Raw genomic sequence first — 10,193 nt, 5'->3', positions numbered from 1 at the left:
TCATGACGTCGCGCGCAGCGTCCGTCAAGGATGGCCGTCGCTCGCTCGAACCTCACGTGGTCTGTTGCCAGGCCACGCCTTGACGGACGCGAGCACGGCGTCATCATGGCAGGCGCAGACCATCCGGGCGGAGCAAAAAACTGCCGCCACTTAATGGTTGCTACGAGACTGAAGTCATTCCGGGGCTCGCGAAGCGAGAACTACGGTGCGCAATTGCGCACCTGAGAATCTCGAGATTCCGGGTTCGGCGCTGACGCGCCGCCTCGGAATGACAATAAAGACTCAGTCGAACAGGCTCGACACCGACTCTTCGGCGGCCGTGCGCGCGATCGCGTCGGAGATCAGGCTGGCGATCGGCAGCGTGCGGATGTTCGGCGCCTTGGTCACCGCCTCGGTCGGCAGGATCGAGTCGGTGATCACCAACTCCTTCAGCCTGGAGCCGGAGATGCGGGCGGCCGCGCCGCCGGAGAGCACGCCGTGGGTGATGTAGGCGTAGACGTCCTTGGCGCCCTTGGCGATCAGCGCGTCGGCCGCATTCACCAGCGTGCCGCCGGAATCGACGATGTCGTCGACCAAGATACAGGTGTGGCCGGCGACGTCGCCGATCACGTTCATGACCTCGGACTCGCCCGGACGCTCGCGGCGCTTGTCGACGATCGCGAGCGGGGTGTTGATGCGCTTGGCGAGGCCGCGCGCGCGGGCCACGCCGCCGACGTCGGGCGAGATCACCATCACCTTGGAGAGATCGAACTTCTCCTTGATGTCGCGCACCATCAGCGGCGCCGCGTAAAGGTTGTCTGTCGGGATGTCGAAGAAGCCCTGAATCTGGCCGGCATGCAGGTCGAGCGTCATGACGCGGTCGACGCCCGCCTGCGTAATCAGATTGGCCACGAGCTTGGCCGAGATCGGCGTGCGCGAACCCGATTTGCGGTCCTGCCGGGCGTAGCCGAAATAGGGCAGCACCGCGGTGATGCGGCGCGCCGAGGAGCGGCGCAGCGCGTCGGTGATGATCAGGAGCTCCATCAGATGGTCGTTCGCTGGGAACGAGGTCGACTGGATGACGAAGGCATCCGAGCCGCGGACGTTCTCCTGGATCTCGACGAAGATCTCCATGTCGGCGAAGCGCCGCACCACCGCCTTGGTCAGCGGCAGGTCGAGGCCCTGCGCAATGGCCTGCGCCAGAGCCGGATTGGAGTTGCCGGCGACGAGCTTGATGGAGCCGTTTTTGGCCGACATGGACGCTTCCTCCCGCGCTTTGCTGGATACGACCTTCAACATCCTACGAATACCCATTGGAAGCACGGTTACGACGGGCGAGGAAATATCAGGCCGGGGGCTCGAATGGCAACCCGGGACGCTACGTTTTCCCTTCGAAAATCCTGAGTCGGGCCAACGGTTTGGCCGTAACTTGGGCCCGTGGTTTAGCGGGGGTTATGGCTCGGCATAGCCGAGCGCCGTGGCCGCCATGTCCGGCGCGGGCGCGACCGGAATGATGGTCGCCACGGCCGGTCCCCGCAGGCCTGGAGCTGCGCTTGGGGCGTCCTGCGTCCCGTTGATCATGTTGGAAAGTCCGCTGAATCCGGCCTGGGCGATCTTTCGCAGCACCAGGTCGTCGGCAGCGCCCCAGGGGTCGCGACCGGCCTTGGCGGACGTGGGTTCCTCGCCGGAGAGGCGCAGCGCCCGCTGCTGGTTGGCGTCGTAGACGTCCCAGACCCATGCAATCATGGTCTTGCCGCGCACGATTTGAGCCGAGAGATAGCTGCGCACGCGATAGGCCGCCGTGCCCTCGCGGGATACGACGGACAGGCTGCGCAGCTTGGATTCGCTGTCGAGCACACCGACCATGCGGTCGAACACCTGCGGCGGCGGCCCGTCGATCGATTCGAAGGCGACCGTTGCGCCGGAGCCACCGTTCGGCGCCATCGCATAGGAATTGCTCGGCGCGTTCCCGCCGGCGCAGCCGGCAAGCATGGTCGCAACCGCCAGCAGCATGACCGCCAGCACGCGCGAGCCCGCGCGACGCAGAAAAGATGACGCTTCCCTCATTATGGAGGGCAGCGATATCGTTAAAATCGATTAAGGTCTAGGGCAGGCTACCCACAAACAGCGCCGTCATTCCCGGGATACAGCGTGTTGCTCTTGTGTTCACGCTTCGAGCGCGATGGCGTGAATGTGGCGGCCGTAGTCCGGCTCCTTGCGATGCACCGAGCGGCGGTAGCTGAAGAAGCGCTCATCGGCATAGGTGTCGAGACCGAGATCGTCGACCATCAGGATGCCGGCGGCTTCCAGCCGCGTCCGGATGAAGCCGGCGAGATCGAACATCGCGTGGCCCTCGCGTGCCGACGGGATGAAGAACATCGCATTGTCCGCATCCGCCTCGATAAAACGCGCCACGAACTCGTTGCCGACTTCGTAGCTCTCCTGCCGGATCAAGGGGCCGATCGCCGCGATGATGCCGTCGCGCGTGGCGCCGAGTTTCTCCATCGCCGAGATCGTTGCTTCCAGCACGCCTGATAGCGCGCCCTTCCAGCCGGCATGCGCACCGCCGATCACGCGCGCATTGGGGTCGACGAATAGCACCGGCCCGCAATCGGCGGTGGAGATGCCGAGCGCAATCCCGGGTGTCTTGGTGACAAGCGCATCGCCCTTCGGCCGCGGCCCGTTTGGCCACGCGCGATCTACGACGAGCACATCGGGCGAATGGATCTGGTGCAGGCTGAGAAAACGTTCCGGTGCGACGCCGACATGCTCGGCCATGCGACGGCGGTTTTCGGCGACGTGGGCCTGATCGTCGTTGGAGCCGAGCCCGCCGTTCAGCGCGGAATAGATGCCGCTGGAGACGCCGCCCTCGCGGGTGAAGAAGGCATGACGCAGGCCGGGCACGGCTGACAGCAGCGACGAGGCGAGCGTCATGAGGCTTCTCCGGCGCGTTCGAGATCGCTGAGACCGGCAAGACCGGTCAAACCTGGCTCGGAGATGCCGAGCACCTTGAACATCGAGCCCATGCCGCCGCGCCCCGTATCGGTCAGGCGCTTGAGCGCCACCGAAATGTCGGTTGCGACGTCGGGCGTAGCCTTCTGCATCAGCGCCGCCGCGCGGGTCTCAATGCCGATGCGCTTGAGGAAGTCGCCCTGCGTCACCGGCCCGTGCACGCGGGCCCCGACATCCTCGGCCGCACGCGCCAGCGCCTGGAAGTCGACGTGGGCGGTGACGTCGGCTTGGCCCGGGGCCTTCAAGGGATCGGTGAAGCTGTGGCGCGCGATCGCCTGAAACGTATCGCCGGCATCGCTGCGCAAATGGCCGTAGTCGATGATCAGCGCCGCGCCGTCCTGGTCGCGCACGCGCGTGGCGAGCTTCATGATCTCGCTGTCGGGCCGCCATTCGAACACGGCGCCGACCGGCGCGGCGCGCACCAAGGGCGGCAGCAGCACGTTGAAGCGCGGCGTCGGCTCGGGCGCGGCGCCGAACTGAAGTTTTCCATTGGGATCGATCTCGATCACGCGCTCGTGCCAGCCGTTCTCGTAGCGGACCATCTGATGGATCGGCAGCACGTCGAAATATTCGTTGGCGAGGATGATGCTGGGGCCTTCCGGCACCTCGTCGATGCTGTCGTGCCAGGCGATGTTGCGCACGTTCGCCAGCGTCGCACTCTGCCGCTCGCGCAGCACCGGATTGACCTCGATCATGTGGATGTGGAGCGCCTGGTAGAGCGGCGGTAGCACGCGCAATGCGCGCAGCGCGTCCGCCATCATGGTGCCGCGGCCGGGGCCGAGCTCGATCAGCCGCAAAAATTGCGGCGAGCCCATCTGCTTCCACACCGAGGCGGCCCACAGTCCCAAGAGCTCGCCGAACATCTGGCTGACCTCGGGGGCGGTGGTGAAATCGCCCTCACGCCCGAGCGGATCGCGCGAGACGTAATAGCCGTAGCGCGGATGCATCAGGCACAATTCCATGTAGCGCCAGACCGGCATCGGGCCTGAGGATTTGATCAGCGCCTTGATCTCGTTGAGTAGCGGCGAGTCGGTCACGATCCATGTTCTCGGAATGAATTAACGAATGGCCTCGATGGGCTTCGGCGCGCCGCGCCTGACTGCCCATACAATAAGTATGGTGCCGACGATAAGCATCGGGATCGACAACAGCATGCCCATGGTTAACCCGCCCCAGAGGAAGCCGAGCTGGGCGTCCGGCTCGCGAAAATGTTCGCCGGCGATCCGGGTCAGACCATAGATCAGGATAAAGGCGCCGAGGATCATGCCGGGCCGCTTCAGGGCACCGAAGCGGATCATGATCGCGAGCACCGCGAACAACAGGATGCCTTCCATGCCGGCCTCGTAGAGCTGGCTCGGATGGCGCGGCAGCTGTGTGGGATCGTTGGGGAAGATCATCGCCCAAGGCAGGCTCGCATCCGTAGCGCGGCCCCACAATTCGCCATTGATGAAATTGGCGATGCGTCCGAGCAGCAGCCCGACCGGGGCGACCGCGGTGGTGATGTCGCCGAGCGACAGGATCGAGATGCCGTTGCGATAAGCAAACAACATGACCGCGACGACGCAGCCGAGGAAGCCGCCATGGAAGGACATGCCGCCCTCCCACAATTTGAAGATCGCGGCGGGATGGTCGATGAAGAAGGGCAGATTATAGAACAGCACGTAGCCGGTGCGGCCGCCCAGGATGATGCCGAGCGTGACCCAGAGGATGAAATCGTCGATCTGGAGTAGCGAGATCGGTGCGGGTCCGCCCCACAGACGCTGGTTTTTGAGGAGCGACCTCGCATAGAGCCAGCCGAACACGATGCCGCAGATATAGGCCAGCGCATACCAGCGGATCGCGAACGGACCGATCTCGAGGGCGATCGGCTTGAAGGCGGGAAAGTCGATGAGCAGAAAGGGCATCGCGCCTTCTATGGCTGAACGAGATTGCGGCGATCGAGCGCCAGCAGACGCCCAGTGATTCTTGTTATGCAGGGACGTTGAATACGATTGCAAGGAAACCGGGGCATGACAAGGATGCCCCCGCTCGGCCCTTGAACCGGCCCCATCGGATTGCCATTGTGTTTCGCAGAGTTCGCGCCAAGTTCATCGGAGGCAGCCATGACCCAGACCAGCAACCGGTTTTTCGACGAGATCGGCCGCCTGATGAATGACGCTGCCGGTGCCGCCCAGGGCGTCAAGCGCGAGTTCGACACGGTGGTGCGCACCCAGGCGGAAAAATTCCTGCGCGACATGGATCTGGTCAAGCGCGAGGAGTTCGAGGCGGTCAAGGAGATGGCCCGCCTCGCCCGCGAGGAGAACGAAGCGCTGAAGGCTAGGATCGCGGCGCTGGAGGCCAAGTTCGGCGGAACGCCGACGTAAGGCACGCGCTCTTACCCTCCCCTCCAGGGAGGATGGCACCCCATTCTCCTTGTCATTTCCGCATCTTCCGGGTAAAAGCCCGCCACGTCTGCAGCCCCCGCACCCCTGGAGGCTTGCTGCGGATGCTGCCATGGGCCGCGCTGCGGCCCATTAACTTTTGCAAAAACAAGGACTTAATGACATGGCGACGACCGTCAAGGAATTGAAGGCGACCGCACGTCCGAAGAGCGGCAAGGGGGCCGCCCGGGCTGAGCGTCGCGCCGGCAGAGTGCCCGGAGTGATCTACGGCAACAACCAGCCCCCGGTGACGATCTCGATCGAAGATCGCGAATTGCGTCAGCGCATCCTCGCGGGCCGGTTCCTGACCACGCTGGTCGACATCGACCTCGAGGGCAAGAAGCACCGCGTGATTCCGCGCGACTATCACCTCGACCCGGTCAAGGACTTCCCGGTCCATGTCGATTTCATGCGGCTGGGCGAAGGCGCCACCATCCGCATCAGCGTTCCGCTGCACGTGGTGAAGGCAGAAGGCTCGCCCGGCGTGAAGCGCGGCGGCACCGTCAACATCGTCGCCCATGCGATCGAGCTCGAATGCGGTGTCGAGAGCATCCCGCAATATATCGAGGCTGACGTCGGTTCGCTTGAAATCGGTCACTCGCTGCATCTGTCGGACGTCAAGCTGCCGGCCGGCGTGAAGGCGCTGACCCGCGAGGACGCGACCCTCGTCACCATCGTGCCGCCGTCGGGCTACGCCGAAGAGCAGAAGGCGGCAGCTGCGGCTGCGGCGGGTGGTGCGGCTCCGGCCGCGGGTGCTGCTGCTCCGGCGGCGGCTGCGCCGGCTGCGGGTGCTCCTGCTCCGGCAGCGGCTGCCAAGGCTCCGGCCGGCGGCGACAAGAAGAAGTAATCTCTCAAAGCTGGCGCGCGGTCTTTGATCGCGCGCCGAGCGAGGGGCGCGCCGCGTCATGCGACTCTTTGTTGGGCTCGGCAATCCCGGCGCGAAATACGCACGTAACCGGCACAATATCGGCTTCATGGCCGTGGACGAGATCGCGCGGCGTCATGGCTTTGCGCCATGGCGCCGCCGCTTTCAGGGCGAGACCTCGGAAGGCACGCTCGGACCAGAGCGCGTGATCCTGCTCAAGCCCACGACCTACATGAACGATTCCGGCCGCAGCGTGCAGGAGGCGGCAGGCTTCTTCAAGATCGCGCTGCGCGACGTCACCGTGTTCCATGACGAGCTCGAATTGCCGCCGGGCAAGGTGCGGGTGAAGATCGGGGGCGGCATTGCCGGGCACAACGGCCTGCGTTCGATCTCGGCGCATATCGGCAACGAGTATCGCAGGGTGCGGCTCGGCATCGGACATCCCGGCGTCAAGGAGCTGGTGCACGGCCACGTGCTGTCGGACTTCGCCAAGAGCGACAACGAATGGGTGGCGACGCTCTGCGAAGCAGTCGCCGAGCACGCCCCGCTGCTTGCCGAGGGCACCGACGCGACCTTCGCCAACAGGGTGCACCTTGCCATGCAGGCAAAGGGATTTTTGACCAAGGACGACAACGGCAAGGAATAACGCTCGTGGGATTCAAATGCGGGATCGTCGGATTGCCGAATGTCGGCAAGTCGACCTTGTTCAATGCGCTGACCGAGACGGCCGCGGCGCAGGCCGCGAACTATCCGTTCTGCACCATCGAGCCGAATGTCGGCGAGGTTGCCGTGCCCGATCCGCGGCTTGAGAAGCTCGCCGCCATCGCCAAATCGGGTCAGATCATTCCGACCCGGCTGACCTTCGTCGACATCGCGGGCCTCGTGCGAGGCGCGTCTAAGGGCGAGGGCCTCGGCAACCAGTTCCTCGCCAACATCCGCGAGGTCGACGCCATCGCGCATGTGGTGCGCTGCTTTGAGGATTCCGACATCACCCACGTCGAGGGCAAGATCGCCCCGCTCGCCGACATCGAGACCATCGAGACCGAGCTGATGCTCGCCGACCTCGACAGCCTGGAGAAGCGTGTCGACAACCTCTCCAAGAAAGCCAAGGGCAACGACAAGGACGCCAAGGAGCAGCTCGACCTCGTCAACCGCACCCTGGTGCTGCTGCGCGACGGCAAGCCCGCCCGCCTCGTCGAGCGCAAGGCCGAGGAGGAGCGCGCCTTCTCCATGCTGGGGCTGCTCTCATCAAAGCCGGTGCTCTACGTCTGCAACGTCGAGGAAGGCTCGGCCGCAACGGGCAATTCGTTCTCCAAGGCAGTCGAGGAGCAGGCCGCCAAGGAGGGCGCCGTCGCCGTCGTCATTTCCGCCAAGATCGAGTCGGAGATCGCGACCATCTCGCGGGACGAACGCGCCGACTTCCTGGAGACGTTGGGTCTCGAAGAAGCCGGTCTCGACCGCCTGATCCGCGCCGGCTACCGGCTTCTCGACCTCATCACCTATTTCACCGTGGGGCCGAAGGAAGCGCGCGCCTGGACCATCCATCGCGGCACCAAGGCGCCGGCGGCGGCCGGCGTGATCCACACCGATTTCGAAAAGGGTTTCATTCGCGCCGAGACCATCGCGTATGAGGATTACGTCGCCCTCGGCGGCGAAGCCGGCGCGCGCGATGCCGGCAAGCTTCGGCTCGAAGGCAAGGAATACGTCGTCGCCGACGGCGACGTGATGCATTTCAGGTTTAATACGTAGGGCTTCGACGGTCTCGTAGGGCGGGCAAAGGCGCGACGCGCCGTGCTCACCATCTATCCAAGATCGCGATGGAAGTGGTGGGCACGCTTCGCTTTGCCCACCCTACGGCATCTTGCGCACGCCTCACCGCATCCCGCCGCCCTGGTCCCTGATCGCGCCGAGATGCTCGTTGATGCGGAAGACGATCAGGATCAGCTCGGCGAGGATGCGCGAGAACACCACGCCGACGACGACGCTCGCGATCGAGGACAGCAGCACCAGGAAGCCGCCGAACGGACTGATCGCCATCGCAGCCAAACCGGAGAAGACGCCGGAGAGGCCGAACAGGCAGATCAGCGCGATTACCAGCCAGTAGAAGGTCTTGATGATCGTCGGTGTGATGAAGCGGTCCCACTGAAACAGGTCGCTGAATGAAAACATCGCTCTCCCCAGGGCAACGCGGCTTTTGCTAGATCCGGCCTTGCTAAATGATCCTGACTTTCGGCTGATCCGACTCACGACCAACCCCGCTGCATCGAATGTAGCACGAGCCATGCGGGCCCGCGGGTTGAGATTGCCGCAAAGTGCGGCCACAATCTGTCATTTCCGCGAACCAGTCCCAAGATGACCCTGACCTTCGAAGATTTCCCGCCCGGGCGGTTCGGAACGTTCGGCCCGCGCCATGTCACTCGCGACGAGATTTTGGCCTTTGCTGCCGAGTTCGATCCGCAGCCGATGCACCTCGATGAGGAGGCCGCGGCGAGAAGCATGCTGCGCGGCCTGTCCGGTTCGGGCTGGCATCTCTGTTCGCTGATGATGCGGATGATGGCCGATGGTTTTATTACGCGCGCGGCTTCGCTCGGCTCGCCCGGCGTCGACGAGGTGCGCTGGTTGTCTCCGCTCCGGCCTGGCGACGACCTCATGCTCGACGTCGACGTCGTGGAGGCGCGCACCTCGAAAACTCGCCCGGAGCTCGGCATCGTCAAGTTCAAATGCACCGTGCGCAACGCGGCGGGGCAGGCGCTCGCCGAGATGACCTCGCCGATCCTGATCAAGCGGCGCGAGGGGACGGCGTGATGCGATTCTTCGAGGACATCGAGATCGGCCAGCGCCGCGAGATCGGCACCTATACGTTCACGGCGGAGTCCATCAAGAGCTTCGCCGCCAAGTTCGACCCGCAGCGCTTCCACCTCGACGAGGAGGAAGGCAAGAACTCGCTGTTCGGCGGGCTCGCCGCCTCCGGCTGGCATGTCGGCTCGGCCTGCATGAGCCTGCTGGTCGCCGACGGCCAGCGCTTGGCGCGGGAAGCCGCCTCGCGCGGCGAAGAAGTTGCGGTGTGGGGTCCGTCGCCGGGCTTTCGCGACCTGCGCTGGATCAGGCCGGTGCTTGCCGGCGACACGGTCGCCTACGTCACCGTCGTCATCGACAAGCGCACCTCCGCCTCGCGTCCCGGCTGGGGCATTCTGACGGCCCGCACCACCGGCACCAACCAGCGCGGCCAGGAGGTCTATTCCATCACCGCCTCGGCCTTTGTGCCGATGCGCGCGAACCGTGGCTAGATCTGTTCCAGGATGAACGGTCCAATTGAGTGCGCGAGTGTTGCCCGCGCGCTATGGACGCGATTCGGAGTGGCTGTCATAAGCCTCCGCAACATGGTTACCGTGAAGCAGTTTGGCGGAACCAGTGAGTTGCTAACTAATTATGAACCTGTCGCTGTCTATTTGAAACGAATGGGCAGAGGACAGGGGACGAGGACCATGGCAGATCGCGGCGCACTCAAGTTTGTCGGATTCATCTTCGCGACCGCGACGCTGGCCGTGATGCTGGTCGCCGGCATGGTGGTGAAGGGCTATGCCGATGGCGCCTACACCCTGGAAGCCTCGACCGTGGAAGCCGCTCGGTAAGAGTTCGTTAATTGTCGGGGCCGCCTCCGGCCCCGCGTCAGCGGCTGTAGACGAACGCCAGCACCGCGACCGCAACCACCAGCAATCCGACGAAACGCAGCATGATCGTGCCGAGCTGATTCGGTGCGGGCCGCAGCGATATAGGGTCCGTGTTATCGGGCCGAATGCTTTCCATGACATGTCCCCCCGCTAGGCCGTAAGACGGCCATCGACGCTTGGCATTGGTCGCTGGGGAAGGATCGAGGGTTCAAACACCTACGCTGTCACGCCCGTGCTGCCACATCC

General features: G+C 64.5%; 14 protein-coding genes. 7 read left to right on the top strand and 7 right to left on the bottom strand.

All coding sequences use genetic code 11. The features are described 5' to 3' along the window. Positions 1 to 282 precede the first annotated feature (282 nt). From IVB12_RS37920 to lgt, 5 genes are all read right to left on the bottom strand, one after another. The gene (locus IVB12_RS37920; protein ID WP_247308325.1) at positions 283 to 1,236 is read right to left on the bottom strand and encodes a ribose-phosphate pyrophosphokinase; all 954 of its coding nucleotides are present in this window, start codon (positions 1,234 to 1,236) and stop codon (positions 283 to 285) included. 195 nt (positions 1,237 to 1,431) lie between these two features. Further along, complete coding sequence (locus IVB12_RS37915) at positions 1,432 to 2,046, bottom strand: hypothetical protein (protein WP_247308322.1); 615 nt, start codon at positions 2,044 to 2,046, stop codon at positions 1,432 to 1,434. A gap of 99 nt (positions 2,047 to 2,145) precedes the next feature. Continuing rightward, a complete protein-coding gene (gene pgeF, locus IVB12_RS37910; RefSeq protein ID WP_247308319.1) occupies positions 2,146 to 2,913 on the bottom strand; it encodes a peptidoglycan editing factor PgeF in 768 nt (255 codons plus the stop codon). Continuing rightward, positions 2,910 to 4,028, bottom strand: coding sequence for an SAM-dependent methyltransferase (locus IVB12_RS37905; RefSeq protein WP_247308316.1), 1,119 nt, complete (start codon positions 4,026 to 4,028; stop codon positions 2,910 to 2,912). Before IVB12_RS37905 ends, pgeF begins: the two co-directional genes overlap by 4 nt. A gap of 21 nt (positions 4,029 to 4,049) precedes the next feature. Beyond that, complete coding sequence (gene lgt, locus IVB12_RS37900; protein WP_247308313.1) at positions 4,050 to 4,895, bottom strand: prolipoprotein diacylglyceryl transferase; 846 nt, start codon at positions 4,893 to 4,895, stop codon at positions 4,050 to 4,052. 198 nt (positions 4,896 to 5,093) lie between these two features. On the opposite strand from lgt, the gene IVB12_RS37895 reads away from it, so the two are divergent. The 4 genes from IVB12_RS37895 (at position 5,094) to ychF (ending at position 8,025) form a co-directional block, all read left to right on the top strand. Beyond that, positions 5,094 to 5,354, top strand: coding sequence for an accessory factor UbiK family protein (locus IVB12_RS37895; protein ID WP_247308310.1), 261 nt, complete (start codon positions 5,094 to 5,096; stop codon positions 5,352 to 5,354). Between the two features lie 181 nt (positions 5,355 to 5,535). After that, positions 5,536 to 6,258, top strand: a complete 723-nt coding sequence (locus IVB12_RS37890) for a 50S ribosomal protein L25/general stress protein Ctc (RefSeq protein ID WP_247308307.1) — start codon at positions 5,536 to 5,538, stop codon at positions 6,256 to 6,258. Positions 6,259 to 6,316: 58 nt separating this feature from the next. Next, a complete protein-coding gene (pth, locus tag IVB12_RS37885; RefSeq protein WP_247308304.1) occupies positions 6,317 to 6,922 on the top strand; it encodes an aminoacyl-tRNA hydrolase in 606 nt (201 codons plus the stop codon). Positions 6,923 to 6,927: 5 nt separating this feature from the next. After that, complete coding sequence (ychF, locus tag IVB12_RS37880; protein WP_247308301.1) at positions 6,928 to 8,025, top strand: redox-regulated ATPase YchF; 1,098 nt, start codon at positions 6,928 to 6,930, stop codon at positions 8,023 to 8,025. A 123-nt stretch (positions 8,026 to 8,148) separates the two neighbouring features. On the opposite strand, the gene IVB12_RS37875 is transcribed toward ychF, so the two are convergent. Continuing rightward, positions 8,149 to 8,445: a DUF4282 domain-containing protein gene (locus IVB12_RS37875; RefSeq protein ID WP_247308298.1), complete on the bottom strand. Its 297-nt coding sequence runs from the start codon at positions 8,443 to 8,445 to the stop codon at positions 8,149 to 8,151. Positions 8,446 to 8,628: 183 nt separating this feature from the next. Here IVB12_RS37875 and IVB12_RS37870 point away from each other — a divergent pair, with 183 nt between their 5' ends. The 3 genes from IVB12_RS37870 (at position 8,629) to IVB12_RS37860 (ending at position 9,908) form a co-directional block, all read left to right on the top strand. Further along, entirely contained in the window at positions 8,629 to 9,081 is a 453-nt protein-coding gene (locus IVB12_RS37870) for a MaoC family dehydratase (protein ID WP_247308294.1), read from the top strand. Next, a complete protein-coding gene (locus IVB12_RS37865) occupies positions 9,081 to 9,563 on the top strand; it encodes a MaoC family dehydratase (protein WP_247308292.1) in 483 nt (160 codons plus the stop codon). The genes IVB12_RS37870 and IVB12_RS37865 overlap by 1 nt, the downstream gene beginning before the upstream one ends. A gap of 198 nt (positions 9,564 to 9,761) precedes the next feature. Beyond that, a complete protein-coding gene (locus tag IVB12_RS37860) occupies positions 9,762 to 9,908 on the top strand; it encodes a hypothetical protein (protein WP_027545961.1) in 147 nt (48 codons plus the stop codon). 37 nt (positions 9,909 to 9,945) lie between these two features. Here the strand turns inward: IVB12_RS37860 and IVB12_RS37855 are convergent, their stop codons facing one another. Next, complete coding sequence (locus IVB12_RS37855; RefSeq protein WP_247277533.1) at positions 9,946 to 10,083, bottom strand: hypothetical protein; 138 nt, start codon at positions 10,081 to 10,083, stop codon at positions 9,946 to 9,948. Positions 10,084 to 10,193 lie beyond the last annotated feature (110 nt).

The sequence above is a fragment of the Bradyrhizobium sp. 179 genome, assembly GCF_023073535.1.
GTDB lineage: Bacteria > Pseudomonadota > Alphaproteobacteria > Rhizobiales > Xanthobacteraceae > Bradyrhizobium.
The sequence above is the reverse complement of the archived record's forward strand: the minus strand, read 5'-3'. Positions and strand labels throughout refer to the sequence as shown.

Bases quoted from the DNA above. Each gene is read 5' to 3' on its own strand.
- IVB12_RS37865 (WP_247308292.1), top strand. From the start codon at position 9,081: ATGCGATTCTTCGAGGACATCGAGATCGGCCAGCGCCGCGAGATCGGC.
- IVB12_RS37890 (WP_247308307.1), top strand. From the start codon at position 5,536: ATGGCGACGACCGTCAAGGAATTGAAGGCGACCGCACGTCCGAAGAGC.
- IVB12_RS37870 (WP_247308294.1), top strand. From the start codon at position 8,629: ATGACCCTGACCTTCGAAGATTTCCCGCCCGGGCGGTTCGGAACGTTC.
- IVB12_RS37920 (WP_247308325.1), bottom strand. From the start codon at position 1,236: ATGTCGGCCAAAAACGGCTCCATCAAGCTCGTCGCCGGCAACTCCAAT.
- IVB12_RS37855 (WP_247277533.1), bottom strand. From the start codon at position 10,083: ATGGAAAGCATTCGGCCCGATAACACGGACCCTATATCGCTGCGGCCC.
- lgt (WP_247308313.1), bottom strand. From the start codon at position 4,895: ATGCCCTTTCTGCTCATCGACTTTCCCGCCTTCAAGCCGATCGCCCTC.
- IVB12_RS37915 (WP_247308322.1), bottom strand. From the start codon at position 2,046: ATGAGGGAAGCGTCATCTTTTCTGCGTCGCGCGGGCTCGCGCGTGCTG.
- IVB12_RS37875 (WP_247308298.1), bottom strand. From the start codon at position 8,445: ATGTTTTCATTCAGCGACCTGTTTCAGTGGGACCGCTTCATCACACCG.
- pgeF (WP_247308319.1), bottom strand. From the start codon at position 2,913: ATGACGCTCGCCTCGTCGCTGCTGTCAGCCGTGCCCGGCCTGCGTCAT.
- pth (WP_247308304.1), top strand. From the start codon at position 6,317: ATGCGACTCTTTGTTGGGCTCGGCAATCCCGGCGCGAAATACGCACGT.
- IVB12_RS37895 (WP_247308310.1), top strand. From the start codon at position 5,094: ATGACCCAGACCAGCAACCGGTTTTTCGACGAGATCGGCCGCCTGATG.
- IVB12_RS37860 (WP_027545961.1), top strand. From the start codon at position 9,762: ATGGCAGATCGCGGCGCACTCAAGTTTGTCGGATTCATCTTCGCGACC.